A 17803-nucleotide genomic window follows, 5' to 3' on the forward strand; every position below is an offset into this window, starting at 1 on the left:
CATCAATCCTGTGACGGTAAAGCTAAACAAAGTACTTCGGCTAAATGCAGCGGCTTGGCGAAACCGCCATTACCGATCTGCTGCTGACAAGAGAAACCATTGCTGACCAGCAGTGCGTCAGGTTCGGCGCGCAGCGCTGGAAATAAGGCCAGCTCGGCCATAGCTTGGGCTTGCTCGTAATGCTCGGTTTCGACACCAAAATTGCCGGCCATGCCGCAGCAAGACGACTCGATCAGCTCGAATTTCAAATCCGGCAGTTGCTTGAGAAGTTTGCGCACCGACTTGATCGCACCAACGGCTTTTTGATGACAGTGGCCGTGCAATAACAAGCTGTTAACGCCGGGGATGGATTGAAAGGTAATAGGCCAGCGTTTGCCGGCTTGCTCGCGGACGATAAACTCTTCCAGTAACAAGACCTTTTCCGCCAGTTTTTGCGCCGGTTCGCCCAAGCCGAGTTTTAAATATTCGTCGCGTAAACTGAGAATACAAGAGGGCTCCAGACCAATAATCGTGCGCCCCGCAGCGACATGCTCGGCGAGAGCCGCCAGCATGCGCTGCGCTTCGATGCGGGCTTTATCGATCAGACCATTGGAAAAGTAGGTGCGGCCACAGCATAAGGGTCGATCCGCGTCATCGCCAGCCAAGGGCGTAGCGATATGCACATGGTAACCGGCGCTATGCAGCAACTTTTTAGCCGCTTCTGCAGCAGCCGGGTTGAAGTAATAGTTAAAGGTATCGACCAGTAACACGACTTGTTTGTCAGCTAACTCCGGATGCAAACTTAATTCGGATTGGGCCGGCACCTGAAATGCTTGCGCGGCAGGTTCCGGCAAGTGGACTTTGGCGCTGATGCCCAGCCCGGCTTCGCCTAAACGCGCCAGCAGCGGCAGGCGATTGCGCCACTGGATTAAGGGCCGGAGCGCGCGCCAACGTAGTATTTTCGGCAACTCCGCCCACAGCCGCCGGCGTAGTGAAACGCCGTTTCGCTTTACCTGCTGGGCCAGAAACTCGGCCTTGATCAAGGCCATATCCACTTCGTTCTCACACTCGCGCTTACAACCCTTGCAACTGATACACAAGGCCATGGTTTCGGCCAGTTCCGGATTGAAAAAAGCCGCATCATTATCGGCGTTCAAAGCTGCCTTCAACGCCCTTACTCGTCCGCCCGGCGATAAACCAGCATTTTGCGTAACCCTATAGCTAGGGCACATCACCCCTTTAGCATCCCGTTCGCATTGCTTGCTGCCGATACACACCGCCACGGCCTTGGCGAAATCGGCGCCATGCTTGGGAATATCAGCATAGGCGTCGCCCATCCCGGCATTTTCATAAGACGACCAATCCAGAAACAGTTTCATAGGCACCAGGCTGATTAAAAACCTGGGTCAAGCAAAAACGAAGCCAGACTGTGCTTGACTGATGCGCTATGCGTATCGGCCCTGTCATTGGCGCAGTTGTGACATTTCCAAGCCTCCGTTACTTAACCCGCCATGTAGCAAATCCGACAATCAAGACCCGTAGCGGACGATTTACCACAGCGTTATCCGCTTAGACCGGCAAGAAACCCAGACAATTCGGCTCGCTTATTCCGGCACAAATATTGCGGAAATTAGTTTCTTTGACTTGGGAAAATTGAAGTGGAATTAGAAAACTGCGATACCCGCTATTTCATTAGCTATAGCGGCGTAAAACTACCCTTGAAACTGGTCAACGAACTGGCAGACGAAAGCCATCTGGAAAACCGCAACACCTACTTCCGCGGCTGCTACGCTGCCGATGAACGTCTGATGCTGCTGGAAAAACTGGTCTATGGCGAAGTGGAATTACGCCATGTCTACACCTATCATGCTAACGGGGTTCTAGCCGAGGCGGAAATAACGGATGCGGATGGCGAGATCGACCTGTTACGCTTTGACGAAACGGGAGCTGCATTGAAATTTGATTAGCTGGCTGGTTCATAAACCTTTGCCATAGGCAATTCGCTACCGCCTACAATACAATATGTCTTTCGCGCCTTAAGCTTGGCGACCGACATTTTGTTTTCATTCAACCGCAAACCAGCATGAGCAAAGACATCCGCATCCAGCGCCTCAGCGGCGACGCCTTGATTCAATACATTCCGGAACTGGCGCGACTGCGCATCGAGGTGTTCCGGGATTTTCCGTATTTGTATGACGGCGATTACGAGTACGAGAAGAAATACCTGCAAACTTATATAAATTGCCCGGAAAGCGTCATCGTGCTGGCGTTCGATGGCGACGCCATCATCGGCGCGTCGACGGCGATCCCGTTGAAATATGAAACCGACGAGGTCAAAAAGCCGTTCATCGAACATTGCTACGATCCGAATCAAGTGTTTTATTGTGGTGAATCGGTGTTGAACAAGGCCTACCGTGGGCTCGGCATTGGCGTGAAGTTTTTCGAACAACGCGAAGCCCATGCCGAAGATTTGGGCGGTTTCAGACACATCACCTTTTGCTGCGTCGAGCGCCCGCTTGACCACCCGCGCCGGCCAGCCGATTACGTGCCACTGGATGCGTTCTGGAACAAGCGCGGCTACTTCAAACATCCCGAGTTGAAAACCACCTACACCTGGAAGGATCTCGACGACGTCGCCGAAACCGCCAAACCGATGACTTTTTGGTTGAGGGAAGACCGTGCCTAAAATTGCCAGCGCCCAATACGACATCAGCTTCCTGGAAACCTGGGAAAACTTTGAAATCAAGGCCCGCCGTTGGGTCAAAGAAGCCGCCGATAACAAAGCCGACATTCTTTTGTTCCCGGAATATGCCTGCATGGAACTGGCATCGCTGTTTCCCAAGGAAGTGTATTCCTCGTTGAACGGCCAGTTAGATGCTTTGCAAACCTTGCTGCCCGGCTATCTGGACCTATTTAAAGCGCTGGCCGCCGAATACCGAGTCTACATTCAAGCAGGGACTTACCCGGTCAAACACGCCAACGGCGAATTTCGCAATCACGCCTATTTCTTCACCCCGCAAGGCAACTTGGATTATCAAGAAAAGCTGACCATGACGCGCTTCGAGAACGAGCAATGGCATATTTCCCGTGGCTTGGACATCAAGTTATTTGATACCGTATTCGGCAAAGTCGCCATCAATATCTGCTACGACAGCGAATTTCCGCATTACGCCCGCCAACAAGCGGAACGCGGCGCCACCTTGATTCTGGTGCCTAGCTGCACCGATACCGAGGCCGGTTATTACCGGGTGCGCATCGGTTGCCAGGCCCGCGCCTTGGAAAATCAATGCTATGTCGTACAAGCCTCCTTGGTTGGCAACGCCGATTGGTCGGAAGCGGTGGACGTCAACTGCGGCGCGGCGGCGATTTACACGCCGGTAGATCGTGGATTTCCGAATAACGGGATTTTGGCTATCGGCGAATATAACGAAGTTCAATGGGTTTACGCTGACCTGGATTTGGCCGCAGTCGACACCGTACGTCAGGAAGGCCAGGTGTTCAATTACCGGGACTGGCCTAAGCAATTCGATTGCCGCTAGGTACTCACAACCCTTTTCTAACCAGTACGCCAGGCAGCACGAGGCCTGGCGTGGCCGGAATAATCTCGTAATTTCGCTCCAACAAAACGCCGATCAATTAAGACATTTCAGGCGATCTAATCGTACATCATCAAGGCCGGTTGCTTTAGCAAAGTTTATCTCCTTGGCTTTTGCGCCAATTCTCCTAAACTTGCGCAATGCCGAAAAAACAGTGCCCGCAATAGCCAAGCCCGGTTATTATTGAGGTGTTGTCCATTTACTCGCCCCGGCGGAGATATGCATGCTTGACTCAATCGCTCTTGATATACAGGCTCTGGTCAATCTGCTAAGCAGGTTAAGACCGGAATTGCTGGATCAAATTTGCGCGAAACACCCCGGTTACACCGAAACCCTCAGGCCCGGAAAATTACTTGGGCAAGACAGCGCTTCGCAATCGCAGTTACTGGTTGATTTAGCCATGAACACCAAGGGCCTAGTCAAGCAGGAGTGTTTGAGTAACTATAATTTGCTGAGCGCGCGTTTGCGAGGCTCGGTGCGCTTACGTCTGATCGGCAGCACCATCGCCACCGTGTCGGCGGGCGCATTGATAGCGGCCTTGACTCAGGGAATACCCAAGTTGGTACTGGCGTTTGCCGTATTGACCGTATTTACCGCGGCATTCATGCTGGTGGGCGAATGCCTGGAAGGTTATTTCGGCCGGCAGCGCGGCTGGCGAGAAATGCAGGATAGGTTGCTGAAAAACCTGCTGGATGTAGCCGATGTTGAAGCCGAACTGCGCTTGATGGAGTTTCGCGGCAATTTCGACGGCATCGAACCGCAAATCCGCAAATTAAATACCGTCGCGATCACCAGTCAGCAAATCCAACATCTGGTCGGCTAAGCATATTTCCAGGCCTAAAAACTTAAACTTCAGGCTGAACCTGGCCCGGCCGACAGACACCTAATTCAATAGCGAAGCTTCAAATCGCATGCCCCAACCAATCGACTAGACAGCGAATTGTCTTCACTGGGGAATTGATTCACATCGACACCACAACCCAAGTTTACCGGTCGGCTTTTGCGTTTTTCAGTCGGATTAATGTTTGCCGTGCTGCGCCCGGCATTACTCAACAAAAGATTCGAGCTATCAGTGGCATCGGCTGTCAGTGCTTGATCCGAAGGAGTCAGAATTAACGCGGAAGGCGTTTCAAAACTTACCGGCGGCGCATCTGCGAGGACATTTAGCGCACAAATAACCAGCCAGCCGCCAATGACGGCGGAAATGGGTTTGGACTGCTTCAGAAACGAAAAATCATGGGCTTTCATGATTTCCTCCTGTTCCAAAGTTGGCATTATGAGCTCGGCGAACAAATCCTCCTGTTACAGACGCTTGTCCAACCCGCTCGGTCTAAGCTATCTGCCGGTAGCGGCCAAAATTACCCTGACGATTAACAATCCGCTATGGCAAATGCGTTCCTATCTAAGCATCGATCGCTTAACACATTTTTAATTCCGTACTGCGAACCAGGCCGCAAAAGCATTCCTGGAAACAGGACTAATAATAGTCCGATACCCGTTGCGTGGCGAATTTTAAAACGCTTAGTTGCAAAATTTTTCTTATGATAGTCAATTAGTTGACAAACAAATCTCATAAATTTTCGAGCATAATTGATGCCAAACAACAAAGACACGCGCCAAATCAGGCAAAGTCATGGCAAGCCGCGTTTGCTTCGCAGATCGAAACCGGGAAATATTTTCGACACTTTTTGTAAGGCCCTCTCAGGAACAAACCGATGAACAACAATCAGGCATCCAGCAATCCACCGCCGCCCGTGAGTTTGAAACAGGCTTTTGGGTATTGGCTGAAACTGGGCTTTATCAGCTTCGGCGGTCCCGCCGGACAGATCGCCATCATGCATCAGGATCTGGTAGAAAATAAGCGCTGGATCTCCGAGCGCCGTTACCTGCATGCCTTAAATTACTGCATGCTGCTGCCCGGCCCGGAAGCCCAACAATTAGCAACCTATATCGGCTGGCTGATGCATCGCAGCTGGGGCGGCATCATGGCCGGCGGCTTGTTTGTATTGCCATCCTTGTTGATTCTAATCGGTTTGGGTTGGGTTTATATGGCTTACGGGCATTTACCAGCCGTGGCCGGGATACTGTATGGCATAAAACCCGCCGTAACCGCGATTGTACTGTTTGCCGCGTATCGGATCGGCTCCCGAACCTTGAAAAACGCTTGGTTGTGGGCAATCGCCGCCCTAGCGTTTCTGGCTATTTTTGCGTTACGAATACCGTTTCCGCTAATCGTGTTCGTCGCCGGCTTGCTTGGCGCGCTTGGCGGTAAATGGGCCCCCCAATATTTTAATTTGGGCGGAGGTCACGGCAAATCTAACCCACACTTCGGCCCGGCATTGATAGACGACAACACGCCTCCCCCCGAGCACGCCCGTTTCAATACCGGTAAGCTGGTCAGGCTGGCCTTTATCGCTTTGGGATTATGGGGCGGTGCGCTCGGTTGGCTTTGCACTCAGTACGGCTGGGACGGCGCATTAACGCAGATGGGTTGGTTTTTTACCAAAGCGGCCCTGCTCACGTTCGGTGGGGCCTATGCGGTGCTGCCTTATGTGTACCAGGGCGCGGTGGAACATTACCACTGGCTGACACCAACGCAAATGATTGACGGTCTGGCCTTGGGCGAAACCACACCCGGTCCACTGATCATGGTCGTCACCTTCGTCGGCTTCGTCGCCGGCTGGAACCAAACACTATTCGGCGGCGAGCATTTATTTTTAGCGGGCGCACTAGCCGCTACCGTGGTGACTTACTTCACCTTCCTGCCCAGCTTTCTGTTCATTTTGGCCGGCGGACCGCTCGTGGAATCAACTCACAACAATTTGAAATTCACCGCACCATTGACCGGCGTTACCGCCGCCGTGGTAGGTGTCATTCTGAATCTGGCTGTATTCTTTGCCTATCACGTCTTCTGGCCCCAAGGATCTGAAGGCGTGGCGGACAAGGTCGCTCTAGTAATCGGGCTAGCCGCCATACTGGCTTTGTTTCGTTACAAAGCCGGGGTTATTCCGGTTATTGTCGGTAGCGGTACAGCCGGACTGTTATGGAGCTTTCTAAAGCCATGGCTAAGTCAACACGGCATAAACTTATAGCTACCGGCAAACTATTAACCCCAACCTTACATACCGTTAGCCTTTATGCCTTTTGCGAAACGGCAACGATTGCAATCCCAAACCGCCTAACAACGCTTGCGGCAGGTATTGAAATTGCTGGCGGACAAAAGCTCCGACCAAACCCAAAGGTCTTCTGTAGCTGTCGGCATTGGCGACGCAAGCCGACAGCAGCGCGTCCTCGCCGGCTTACTTAGGCCCATCCCACACTCAACGCAAGTTGTCGTTTGCGGCTAAGACATCTCTTCCACTCAACAACTGTTGCCCTGTAAACACCCTTTAAACACAAGCTCCGGAAAATTGGTGCTCAGCAAGCAATGCGGGGTTGAACATCCACTGAAATTCCTAGCTATCCGCTCGCGCACCACCCGGCGTTTTCCCTGAAAAACAATCGATAAATAAACCACTTAGCGTTCTAACTCGCCATCCAAGCCAGATATAGCGACGCCATCCGACAATCTGGCACAGCTCGTGCTGTATTAGAAATCAATAGCAGCGATCAAAGCCTATTCACCATTTTAAACAATCGCTTACTTTACGCGGCACAACGGGGAATATGGCCTTTATATTTAAGAAATGGGGAACATTGGCATGAGTAGTCCTTTAGCAACTTTTAATAAACTGGTACCGGCGGGAGCCCCCGCGGATTGGGACGCGGCAGAGGTGGTTTCATTAAAATCGCCTGTCACTCCGTTGCCGGAAGGTTTGACGCATTCACGGGTTGCGGTGGCCTTGGGAGACTTTAAATACGTCACCGAAACCCGCGATCACAAATGGGTCGATTTTCTATTAATCGGCGCACTAACCATCTTTATCCACAACACGGTAGTCGATCACTTCAGCGGCGCGGCGTTTGAACAAGAAATTGTGGAGCCGATCAAGCCCGAAACCAAAGTACAAATCACTTTGACCAGGCCGCAACCCAAACCGGTGCCGCCACCGCCGCCAAAAGTTAAACCGCAACCGCCCAAACCCAAGGTCGTACCGCTAAAGCCGCCAAAAATCCAACCCGTGCCCAAAGTCGTTGAGGAAGCGCCGGCGCCGGCGCCTGTTGAAGGGCCGGTGGTAGAAAACGCCCCACCGGCTCCGCCCGCACCACCTGCACCAGTGGTTGAAGAAAAAATCACCGAGCCGGTAGCCGACGCGGCTTACCTGCACAACCCGCTGCCCGAATATCCCGAAGTCGCGCAAGAACGCGGTTGGGAAGGCAAAGTGGTGATGAAAGTACACGTGCTGCCAGACGGCACCACCGATAGCGTGACCGTCAGCAAATCCAGCGGCCAGAAAGTCCTGGACGATGCTGCCGTCAAAGCCGTTCTGAAGTGGTCTTTCGTGCCGGCCAAACGCGGCGATACGGCGATTGCCCGCTACACCACGGTTCCATTCACTTTTAAATTGTAATTATTTTTTGAGGATCAAAAATGTCTGATATCGCAACCAATGTCATAGTCGATGGCACCCTGAACACCTTAATCGCCGCTTCGGCCGTGACTTGGGGCTTAATCCTGATCAAAGGCGTCCAACACATCCGCATTTCCTATCACAACCGCCGTTACAACAAGGAATTCTGGAGCGCGCCTAATATCCAGGCTGCCGCACATTTGGAAAACCAGGATGGCCCGGCTGCCCGAGTCGCCGGTATCGGTTTTTCCACATTGATCGAGACTGACGGCGGTGCGTCTACCCATGACCTGGAACACACCTGGGACAGACAGGAATTGTTGGACAGACGCTTGCGTCAGCAAATGCAAAAAGAACGCGGCTCCCTGGAAAGCGGTCTGGCAGTGCTGGCGACTATTGGCAGTATCTCGCCGTTCGTCGGTCTGTTCGGTACCGTATGGGGCATCATGGGCGCGTTGACCAATATTAGCAAAACCGGTTCGGCCAGCTTGGAAGTAGTCGCCGGCCCTATCGGGGAAGCATTGATCGCCACGGCAGTGGGTATCGCGGTCGCGGTACCGGCGGTAGTGGGTTACAACTTTTTCATCCGCCGCAATAAAGTGGTTTGGGCCTTCCTGGACGATTTTGCGATCGACTTTGTGCATTTGGCCCTGAAAAGCTCGTTCATCATCGAACGCGCCGGCAGCAAACCGGCAGCGGCGGCAGCTTCCGCACGTTTGACCGATGTCAGCGGCGGCAAAAAATCCAATATCAAAGATACCCATGAAGAATTAATCGCGAAAGAGGCGCACGCATAATGGCATTCAATACGAAAGAAGACGGCGGCGATGACGTCATGGGTGAAATCAACGTCACGCCCCTGGTGGATGTGATGTTGGTACTGTTGGTGGTGTTTATCGTCACCGCACCCTTATTAACCCAGGCGGTACACGTCAACTTACCGAAAACCGCGGAAACCGCGCCGCCGGATGACAAACAAGCGTCTTACTTGAGTGTCGATGCGCAAGGCAAAATCTACATCGATAAACAGGAGTTTCCATTGGAAATCATCGAAGGCGAACTGAGAAACCGCCTGGCGGCCAATCCGGAGTTTGCGTTAAACCTGAATGCGGATGACGCGGTGCAATACGGCATCGTTGCCAAGGTTATGTCATCCATCGAACGAGCCGGCGTCACCAAGCTGTCGGTTCTGACGGTTCCGCAATAAATCATGATCCGGCCGGGTAACAAGTTTGCCCGGCTGGCTAATCGCGGCACCAAACGCCGTGGCACAAGCACAATCCGAACCACGCCAAAACCAAGGATGCAGACGCTGCGTCCAGGGTTTCCTTGCGTTTAGGAACAAACTTTTAGAGGAACTGTAGGATGGCGCGCAAGACCGCTCAAGACTTTCATCCGGAAGCGTTACAAGCTTTTGACAAATATGTGCACGGCGATATTTCCCGACGGGATTTTTTATCGTCGGTGCCTAAATACGCTTTATTAGGCCTGACCGCCGAAGCGCTGCTGGAAGCGCTGAATCCGCGTTTCGCTGAAGCGAAACAAGTCGCCGACAACGATCCGCGCATCAAAGCCACTTACGTGGAATACCCCTCCCCCCACGGTAACGGCAGAATACGTGGCTACTTGGTGCAACCGGCCAAAGCCGCCGGCAAACTACCCGTGGTGTTGGTTATCCACGAAAACCGGGGTTTGAATCCGCATATCCAAGACATCGCCCGGCGCCTGGCGCTCGACAATTTCATTGCCTTCGCACCGGACGCGCTGTTTACCGTGGGTGGTTATCCGGGCGACGAAGACAAAGCCCGCGAATTGTTCCAAAAACTGGATAAAGAAAAAACCCAGGCCGACTTTTTGGCAGCGGCGCAAGCCATCAAAAAACTGCCGCAAGGTAACGGCAAGTTGGGCGCGGTAGGATTTTGCTACGGCGGCGGCATCGTCAACTTCCTGGCTACACGGCTACCGGATCTGGGCGCTGGCGTACCGTTCTACGGCGCGCAACCCGCCGCCGATCAGGCCGCAAAAATCAAGGCGCCGTTACTGATCCATTACGCCGGCGTCGACGACCGCATCAATGCCGGCTGGCCAGCCTATGAAGCGGCCCTGCAAAAAGCCGGCGTCAATTACGAATCCCACACCTATCCGGGTGTGCAACACGGTTTTAACAACGACACCACCCCACGCTACGACGCCGCCACCGCCAAGCTGGCCTGGGACAGAACCATCAGTTTCTTCAACGCTTATCTACGCGACAGTTAAATCATCGGGAGGATTTCAATGAAAGTGGAAGTGCATATTTGGGATTGGCCATTACGATTGTTTCACTGGTTGCTGGTCATAGCCGTGGCTGGCGCTTACGCCACGGGCAAACTAGGCGGCAATCTGACCGACTGGCATGCCCGCTTCGGCAGTTTGATTTTGGGCTTGCTGGTATTTCGATTGATCTGGGGCTTCATCGGCACGACCCATGCCCGTTTCGCCAGTTTCTTTCCGACCTTTTCCAGACTGGTGGAATACGTTAAAGGCGAATGGCAAGGCGTCGGCCACAATCCGGCCGGTGCGATAGCGATTATTGCTTTGCTGGCAGTCTTGAGCTTTCTGGCCGTCACCGGCTTGTTCGCCAACGACGATATTGCTTTCGAAGGCCCGCTGTTTCATAGCATCGATAAAGAGCTCAGCGATAAACTGAGCGGCTGGCATATATACGCGGTGAATATCCTACTGGGTTTGGTAGCCGTGCATGTCAGCGCGATTGTCCTGTACCAACGCCTGAAAAAAACCAATCTGGTCGGCGCGATGCTGACCGGCAAAAAGCAATTGCCCAGATCCTTGGCGCCCTCCCCGATCAAACCGGTCGGTCCGTTCCGTTTCGTCATCACTTTGTTGATTTCGGTGACGGTGGTCTGGGGCGTTTGGAGCGGCGGCTTTGTGAATTATCTGGCGCCGTTGGCCAGCTTCCAAACGGCTACGGCCCATCCAAAAACTTAAACGTTACATTTTCTACAACCACAAGGAGTTAACCCATGAAATTGAAACTGATATTCGCACTGGCGCTGGGCGCTGCCACGACGGCGGCCGTGGCCGGCGACATGGAAGATCAAATCCGCTTCCGCCAATCCGCCTACTCGTTCTTAGGCTGGAATACCGCAAAAATCAAAGCGCAGGCAGCCGACCATCCGGAAACCTTTAACAAGGATCAGGTGATCGCGGCCGCGAATGCCGTTGCTGCGGTCGCTAATTCCGGCCTGCTCAGCCTTTACGGCCCAGGCACCGATAAAGGCACCGGCTGGAAACCGACCCGTCTGAAACCTGAATTTTTCGAAAAGCAGGACGAGGTGAAAGAAATTGAAGCGACCTTCATCAAGGAAGCCAACGAGTTGCAAAAAGTGGCGGCCAATGGCGATGCGGCGGAAGTTAAAGCTCAGTTCGGTAAAGTCGGCGCATCTTGCAAAAGCTGCCACGATTTGATTCGGGTTCGCGAATAATTCCATCGGCTCCAAACGCCAAACATCCAGCATTAAGGCATTTCCAGCCAGCAACCCGGCTTGTCGGGACTTGTCCGAGCCCCACTCGGACGAGTTCCATTTCCAAACCACGCATAGAAACAACCGCCCGTGCAGATCGACCTACACGTCGCATTGCGTTTGACCACTTTCCTAAAAATCGGCATGCCTGGCTTTGCGGCTGCACTTCTAATTTAGGCATATTAATTTCAAATATTATCGTTTTATTTAATGAGTTAGTTTCGCTACCCTCTGCGTTTATTAGCAAACCATCAGTTATTAGGGATTTACTGGACAGATACTCATGCCTTTACAACAATTAGTCGAATATTTTAACGATAGACTGGAGCAGGAACACAATAACGGCTTACGGCCGTTTGTGCTGGATAACGGCGCGGTGCACGGGGTCTTCGGCCCCATCTGCATCGGCAGCAGATTGTCACCACTGCGCCAGACTTTGCGCACGGCCAATGTTATAGGTCACATTGCGCAACTGAACGTATCCACTATCAACAAACAAACGATACAAAGCAGCGAGCTGGAACAATACCTGGCCCAGCCCCAGGCCGAACAGGCTAATGTCGAGTCCATCATCAACTTCGACCGGATGTCGCGAGCCGTGCATATGCTGAATTATTTGCCGCAAGCGCATCTCGACGAATTATTGTTTCTGGAAGTCGACCCGCGGCACATTCTCGGTGTCAAGGAAGATCATGGCGCTTATTTTGAAGAGGTGATAGTGGCCTGCGGCCTGCAAACCACCAACGTCGCCATCACGCTGACCGCCAACAACGCCTATGCCGGTTTTTATCAATTGCTGCTGCGCGGCCTGCAAAATTATCAACGCCGCGGTTACCAACTGGCATTGAAGTTTGATTATCACTCGCTGGAAAAATCGGCCTTCGAGTTAATTACTCGCGCGGCGCCCGACTTCGTCGGCATCTCGGCGCTGGAATTGGACCGCATCCGCGACAATAAACTCCTGGAAAAACTCCAACAATTAAGCAGTTTGGCAAGCTCGATCAACAGCCGAAGCTTCATACTGCAAATCGATGACAAACGCACAGCCGCATTGGCTCGCAATACCGGCTTTGATCTGATACAGGGAGACTATTTCGAACGAAGCGTCGAGCTCTCTGCGGCCAACGGCTAATTCAAAGCAATCCGCACAAAAAAGCCCGCGTAAAGCGGGCTTAGCTTTTAGACACGGCTTGGTAAATGGGCTATTTGCGCTCATAAATCTTGTCGCAGACGCCAAAATTAAGCGCCACCAATCTACCGCGGCTTCAGGCAGTCTGCCAGCATCCATTGCATAATCCAACGCAGCGCCAGCTCGCATCGTAATATTCCAGCCTGCACGAGCGATACTGCAGCGTACTTTTGAATCAAATCAAAAGCCATTGCTCGGCTAATTAAAGTGAATCGTAAATCCGCCATGTCGCTTAGCATCGTGTAAAACATCCTCGCAATTTCAGCTGAAGCCTTTGAGGCACTATGGCGGTAAACATGTCCAGTTGGCTTCTAATACTGGATCACTGCGAGAATCACACTGGTTTTTCAAAGCCTCCCAGGCGACAATAGCCAATAGAAACGACACAGCCGGCCAATGACCAATCGATACCTGCCGAAGACATCCATCAATACAGCTTCTATAGCGACAAAATCAGATTCTCACCTTCGCAGACAAACATATTCCAGGGTAACCATCAAAAGCCATTCCCGCCCAGGTTGCAAAGCTGTTGCGGTGCAGGCGTAGAATTGCATTTGGTATAGGTTTTTTTAACGAATTAAGGCATGTCTACAACCTGAAGAAACCCATACTAAAACCTACACTACCCGCTAAAGTGCAGATAAATTTTTATAAGTGTCGATAATGTTCCAATAAAAATATAAAACAAATATTGTTTATATATCAATTAATTAAAAAATGAATAACCAGAAAGCGCAAGGCGCCAAGCAAGACGAGAAAATGCAACACACGCCCATGATGCAGCAATGTATTACCCATGAAATATAAGGATTTTTTTATATTAAACTTAATTTACTATACTAAAACCTATACTGTCACTAATGAAACGCCTCATCGTCTCAATTCCTTGGCTTTTAGGTGCCAGATCTTCACAACACACTCTTTGTTGTCAGAAAATTTCACACTGAAATTATGATGTTTTTCTGCTGACTCCGCATCCCTGTGGCTCGCCACTAAAGTCCAAGTCGCTCACGTTGGCTTTGACTCATTATCGGATGGCATGGTTGGCAGCACCATTGATTCGATTCTGTTGACGGATCTGGCCGCCGTCGTTAGCAATCGCTACAACTATGACGTCTCGGAATGGCCCGTGGCTGTCTTTGTCCACGAGGCGACGTAAGTCTCATCAATGATCTCTTCATTCAGGTTTTGAACAAAGGCCGAGGCGCCAAGATTCACCCGTTCATCGCCACGGAAAGCAGTCGTTTAACTTGATTCTCTGATTATTGGATAGTGATGATTGGCTTTTTGGAATCTCAAATCCGCTACACCACACAACGCTGGTTTGATCGATCGATTGTTCGTTACTACCGGCTTTCTAGTCGATGTCGCCGGCCGAGAACACGTGGCTTATTCCGGCTATTTATTGCGGAAGAAATCGGCGTAGGTCGACCAAGCGCAGGTGTTTACCAAGGCGATCGCAGTTCTGATTTTTTTACACCGATGACACGCCTGCTTACTCACTCTTCTCCCTGGAGGCCATCGGAAAAGCTAAATCTTAGTCTTCCGCTTTTTCACAAGGGATGGCAAAGATTATCTTCACCCGGCCCTGCTCTCCACGCACCCCGAGTTTTACCCTAGCTCGGCAGTTAGACCGCTTTCCGCTTACACCAAAGGCAGATAAACATCGGTAACCTGTTCGTGTTCGGCCGTTTCAGACACGCGTTTGATGTAATGAAAAAATACCGGAAATTCCCGAAATTCCTCACCACTTTCCGGCAGCCACTCCCGGTAGAGGTAATAAACACTGTCGCTGATACGGTCGGTTGAACCGATATGGCGCACCACGGCGTATCGCCCTTCCGGAATCTGCTTGTTGACCACGCCGTGCAAATTGGCCGGCACGGGTTGCTTGACCTCCCCGCAGACATCGAATCGGAATGAGTCCGTGGGCGTGTTAGTCGGGTCGTCATACGCGATACCAAACGTCCGACTGCTGATGATCGGCGACAAGCCGCTTTGCTTACGCCAGGTTATGAATTTTCTGACCGTGTCCATAAGCAGGCTGGGTGATGCACGGTGCTCCAGCGCTGCGACTAGGGTTTCTGAAAAATCGACGATGGTAACGTTCATCCGGGGACTCCTTAGGCGTTTGGGTAATAGCATGCGCTCATTCCATGGCTGCCATGCCGGGTGCTTTCGAAATTGAGTAGGCGTTTGTCCAATGCATTTTTTGAACGCGCGGGAAAACGATTCCGCATTCTCGAAACCGGCGTCCAGGCCAATATCGGTAATGCTGCGCCGCTCCTGAAATACCAGTTGGTAAGACGCCTTGCGTAAGCGCAATAACCGAATGTAGCGCGTCGTGCTCAACCCGGTGTAAGCGGAGAACTGGCGTTGAAAGTGAAATCGGGAAAAATTGGCCTGTTTGCTCAGTTCGTCGACCGACAACGGCTTGAACAGATGTTGGTCTATGTAATCGAAAACCCTATCGAAACGCATGGCATAGGCCGCGCTGGCCGTTTTATCGTCCACTTTCATACCTCCTCAATCGAGCGCTACTGTAACAAGCGCCTAATCTTCGCGCCTTACTCAACGTGCTCAATTGATACCGGAAATGCGTAGAACAAATGGAATGCACTGGCGCGAGTGCGGCAGATCGTCGGACGCCACCGTTTTGCCGACCACACGGGAGGCGGGGCCTGCCAGGGATGCAAGCGTGACAGAAGTATCGCCACTCAAGTTTCGGCGACACAATGGCCTGCTGTCCGCTGCGAGTGGCTGTCCATGTAGTCGTAAAAAGCCTGCCCGTGCGCCAATTCGAACGGCACGCCGCTGCGCACGCCCTGTTCCAATTGTTCGAACCACGGCCGGCTCATTTCCGGCGAATTGTGCATCAGCACCATCGCCCGCACGCTTTGGGGATGATCCGGGCGCAAACAAGACGAAAGCTTGTTATTTTGGAAGCAACGCGGCGAGACTTCCTCGAACACGCCCATCGCCGCCAGCATGCGCAGCAAGCGGTAGAGCGCATCGGCATCGGCTGCCACGCGTTCGGCAAGGGTTTCGGCGCTCAATTCGCCGTCGGCCAGCGCGCCGGCGATGTCCAGCCGCGCGGCGACATACAGCGCCCGCGATTGCCAAAAGGCCGAACCAATTTGGATCAAGCGGAACGGGGCCGGCACGATTTTGTTGGGCAGGTTTTGCAGCCAGGTGCCAAATCGAGCGAGTTTGGCGAAACGGCGCACCGCGCCGGCATTCTTTTGCAATCTCATGTCAATGCTCCCGGTTGTGCGATGGCCATGCCAGCCGCCAACAGTTTGCCGTTAAGCGCGGCGAGTTCGTCGAGGAAGGCTTCGTCCATCTGCCCGCCCATCTGTTCCTCGAAGATGTCTTTCAGCAGCATGGGCATCATGGCAAGGCTGACGAAAGCTATCCGCGCCACGTCGGGATTGATCGCCTGATCGACCTGACAGCTTGCCTTCAGTTGTTCCAGCCGCCTTGCGCCGCCGCTTCGGCCACGTTCCAACAATTGCAGGATAAAACGTCGGCCCGGTCCGTGGTTGAGGGCAAGCACCTTGAGAATAAGCTTGGGAAACTCGGGATGCTTGCGCATGGTGTCGTAATAGAAGCGCAGATATTCGGTGAAGCCGCCGACGTCGGACAGCGTATCGCTGTCGAGCATGTCCAGGATGGGCTTGAGCGTCTCACGTATCATCTCTTCATAGAGACCTTCCTTGTTGCCGAAGTAATAACGGATCATCGAGACGTTCACGCCTGCCTTGTCGGCAATTGCACGAGTGGTAACCTTGTGGTGTTCGTCGGCAAGGAAACACTCCAGCGCCGCCTTGAGCAGTCGCGCGTAAACCGGATCGCGAATATCGTTCATCGTAAAATTCCTGCAAGCCAAGATGGCGGCAGATTAGCACCGGCGGCTCAGGGGCTCTAGCGTTTTCGCCAATCAAGATGCGCGGTTTGATTGAACTACGAAAGGAAGCCGTCGCAGTCAGCGTAGCAAGCGAACCCCAAGCAACATACAGCCCATGGCAAAGATGAAAATCCCAACGATAGACACGAATACCGAAATCGCAGGCCCTAGCGCGTAAACCAAAGCTCCGGTGAAGATCAATACCGCCGCGGGTTTGGGATAGATAGTCGAACGATAGATCGACAGACAAAACAACACGATGCCGATCAATATCGTCGCGGATGCCGAAATTCTAAACGCCAACACCGCCGGATCGTTTTTGATGACGGCGTCTCGTAACAGAAAAGCGGTTTCCGGATAGCGGGCGATCACTGGGTAAAGAAACAGCTCCCAAGTCACCTTGCAGGCCTGCAACAAATAAGCCGCCTCCACGAATAAAAAACCGACGGCACCGCGCAATCCAGCCGTGTCACGCATCTTGGTATAAACGGCATAAAACCCCACCAACAACGCTAACACACCAGCGAAGGCTACCATGGCTAAAGGCACCCAGCCTGGACTGCGCACGACCTCGGCATAGTCGAAAGCCCCCGTCCCTAACGGTAACAAGATCGGGAACAAGACCGCATAGGCGCTGAGCAATAAAGATCCCACGATGATGGCGATGCCGCCGAGTTTTTCGAAAATGTGCATGTTGTGTTTGCCTAAATATTGGGGCGTTGGTCGAAGTCGATAAAGACCATAGCCATTGTTATTAGGAGTACCGTTTTCCTCAGTAACACAGGAAGAAGTGTTAGAGGTGATTTTCCATCACCAGCGAGTAATGTTCTACCGTCGGAAACGGTTCATAGAAGTGATGCAGTAAGGCACGCCATTCGTCGTATTGGATTGAGCCGCGAAAGCCTTCGGTATGATCCTCCAGCGAATCCCAATTGACCAACAATACATATCGGTTGGGGTTTTCTATGCAGCGCTGTAATTGATGCGAAATATAGCCGTTCATTGAGGCGATAATGCCTGACGCCTTACGAAAGGCAGTCTCAAACTCCAGCTCCCGTCCGGCAATGACGTTGAGTATTGCAATTTCCAAAATCATT

19 protein-coding genes are annotated in these 17803 nt (G+C 52.3%); 12 read left to right on the forward strand and 7 right to left on the reverse strand.

Annotation, left to right across the window (positions count from 1 at the left end; genetic code table 11):
* Nucleotides 1-2 precede the first annotated feature (2 nt).
* Nucleotides 3-1358, reverse strand: coding sequence for a (Fe-S)-binding protein (locus tag ACR02O_RS14555; RefSeq protein ID WP_494521912.1), 1356 nt, complete (start codon nt 1356-1358; stop codon nt 3-5).
* 279 nt (nt 1359-1637) lie between these two features.
* Between ACR02O_RS14555 and ACR02O_RS14560 the strand changes: the two genes are divergently transcribed.
* The 4 genes from ACR02O_RS14560 to ACR02O_RS14575 all read left to right on the forward strand — a co-directional run bounded on the left by ACR02O_RS14560 (nt 1638) and on the right by ACR02O_RS14575 (nt 4398).
* Nucleotides 1638-1946 carry a DUF6156 family protein gene (locus ACR02O_RS14560; RefSeq protein ID WP_033158667.1) on the forward strand — a complete coding sequence of 103 codons (309 nt, stop codon included), beginning with the start codon at nt 1638-1640 and terminating at the stop codon, nt 1944-1946.
* Nucleotides 1947-2062: 116 nt separating this feature from the next.
* The gene (locus ACR02O_RS14565) at nt 2063-2665 is read left to right on the forward strand and encodes a GNAT family N-acetyltransferase (RefSeq protein ID WP_033158668.1); all 603 of its coding nucleotides are present in this window, start codon (nt 2063-2065) and stop codon (nt 2663-2665) included.
* Nucleotides 2658-3518 carry a carbon-nitrogen hydrolase family protein gene (locus ACR02O_RS14570; RefSeq protein ID WP_494521913.1) on the forward strand — a complete coding sequence of 287 codons (861 nt, stop codon included), beginning with the start codon at nt 2658-2660 and terminating at the stop codon, nt 3516-3518. The genes ACR02O_RS14565 and ACR02O_RS14570 overlap by 8 nt, the downstream gene beginning before the upstream one ends.
* 280 nt (nt 3519-3798) lie before the next feature.
* Complete coding sequence (locus ACR02O_RS14575; RefSeq protein WP_415878191.1) at nt 3799-4398, forward strand: hypothetical protein; 600 nt, start codon at nt 3799-3801, stop codon at nt 4396-4398.
* 65 nt (nt 4399-4463) lie between these two features.
* On the opposite strand, the gene ACR02O_RS14580 is transcribed toward ACR02O_RS14575, so the two are convergent.
* Nucleotides 4464-4823: a hypothetical protein gene (locus ACR02O_RS14580; RefSeq protein WP_415878192.1), complete on the reverse strand. Its 360-nt coding sequence runs from the start codon at nt 4821-4823 to the stop codon at nt 4464-4466.
* Nucleotides 4824-5290: 467 nt separating this feature from the next.
* On the opposite strand from ACR02O_RS14580, the gene chrA reads away from it, so the two are divergent.
* The 8 genes from chrA to ACR02O_RS14620 all read left to right on the forward strand — a co-directional run bounded on the left by chrA (nt 5291) and on the right by ACR02O_RS14620 (nt 12742).
* Nucleotides 5291-6667, forward strand: a complete 1377-nt coding sequence (gene chrA / locus ACR02O_RS14585) for a chromate efflux transporter (RefSeq protein ID WP_494521914.1) — start codon at nt 5291-5293, stop codon at nt 6665-6667.
* A gap of 609 nt (nt 6668-7276) precedes the next feature.
* On the forward strand, nt 7277-8086 hold the full coding sequence (locus ACR02O_RS14590; protein WP_494521915.1) for an energy transducer TonB: 810 nt from the start codon (nt 7277-7279) through the stop codon (nt 8084-8086).
* A gap of 20 nt (nt 8087-8106) precedes the next feature.
* Entirely contained in the window at nt 8107-8883 is a 777-nt protein-coding gene (locus tag ACR02O_RS14595) for a MotA/TolQ/ExbB proton channel family protein (RefSeq protein WP_415878195.1), read from the forward strand.
* Nucleotides 8883-9293 carry an ExbD/TolR family protein gene (locus ACR02O_RS14600; protein WP_171695287.1) on the forward strand — a complete coding sequence of 137 codons (411 nt, stop codon included), beginning with the start codon at nt 8883-8885 and terminating at the stop codon, nt 9291-9293. The genes ACR02O_RS14595 and ACR02O_RS14600 overlap by 1 nt, the downstream gene beginning before the upstream one ends.
* Nucleotides 9294-9451: 158 nt before the next feature.
* Nucleotides 9452-10345 (forward strand): dienelactone hydrolase family protein, encoded by an 894-nt coding sequence (locus tag ACR02O_RS14605; protein ID WP_494521916.1) that lies wholly within the window; start codon nt 9452-9454, stop codon nt 10343-10345.
* A gap of 18 nt (nt 10346-10363) precedes the next feature.
* Complete coding sequence (locus ACR02O_RS14610) at nt 10364-11074, forward strand: cytochrome b/b6 domain-containing protein (protein ID WP_458137565.1); 711 nt, start codon at nt 10364-10366, stop codon at nt 11072-11074.
* Between the two features lie 35 nt (nt 11075-11109).
* Nucleotides 11110-11571, forward strand: a complete 462-nt coding sequence (locus ACR02O_RS14615; protein ID WP_458137566.1) for a cytochrome c — start codon at nt 11110-11112, stop codon at nt 11569-11571.
* A 322-nt stretch (nt 11572-11893) separates the two neighbouring features.
* Nucleotides 11894-12742 carry an EAL domain-containing protein gene (locus tag ACR02O_RS14620; protein WP_458137567.1) on the forward strand — a complete coding sequence of 283 codons (849 nt, stop codon included), beginning with the start codon at nt 11894-11896 and terminating at the stop codon, nt 12740-12742.
* A 1701-nt stretch (nt 12743-14443) separates the two neighbouring features.
* Here the strand turns inward: ACR02O_RS14620 and ACR02O_RS14625 are convergent.
* The 5 genes from ACR02O_RS14625 to ACR02O_RS14645 all read right to left on the reverse strand — a co-directional run bounded on the left by ACR02O_RS14625 (nt 14444) and on the right by ACR02O_RS14645 (nt 17802).
* On the reverse strand, nt 14444-15313 hold the full coding sequence (locus ACR02O_RS14625; RefSeq protein ID WP_458137568.1) for an AraC family transcriptional regulator: 870 nt from the start codon (nt 15311-15313) through the stop codon (nt 14444-14446).
* A 203-nt stretch (nt 15314-15516) separates the two neighbouring features.
* The gene (locus ACR02O_RS14630) at nt 15517-16053 is read right to left on the reverse strand and encodes a methyltransferase family protein (RefSeq protein ID WP_458137569.1); all 537 of its coding nucleotides are present in this window, start codon (nt 16051-16053) and stop codon (nt 15517-15519) included.
* On the reverse strand, nt 16050-16667 hold the full coding sequence (locus tag ACR02O_RS14635) for a TetR/AcrR family transcriptional regulator (RefSeq protein WP_458137570.1): 618 nt from the start codon (nt 16665-16667) through the stop codon (nt 16050-16052). The genes ACR02O_RS14630 and ACR02O_RS14635 overlap by 4 nt, the downstream gene beginning before the upstream one ends.
* Nucleotides 16668-16784: 117 nt before the next feature.
* Complete coding sequence (locus ACR02O_RS14640; protein WP_458137571.1) at nt 16785-17399, reverse strand: hypothetical protein; 615 nt, start codon at nt 17397-17399, stop codon at nt 16785-16787.
* Nucleotides 17400-17499: 100 nt separating this feature from the next.
* Nucleotides 17500-17802 (reverse strand): antibiotic biosynthesis monooxygenase family protein, encoded by a 303-nt coding sequence (locus ACR02O_RS14645; RefSeq protein WP_033158685.1) that lies wholly within the window; start codon nt 17800-17802, stop codon nt 17500-17502.
* Nucleotide 17803: the final 1 nt, after the last annotated feature.

It is taken from the genome of Methylomonas sp. PHL2-19 (assembly GCF_059331595.1).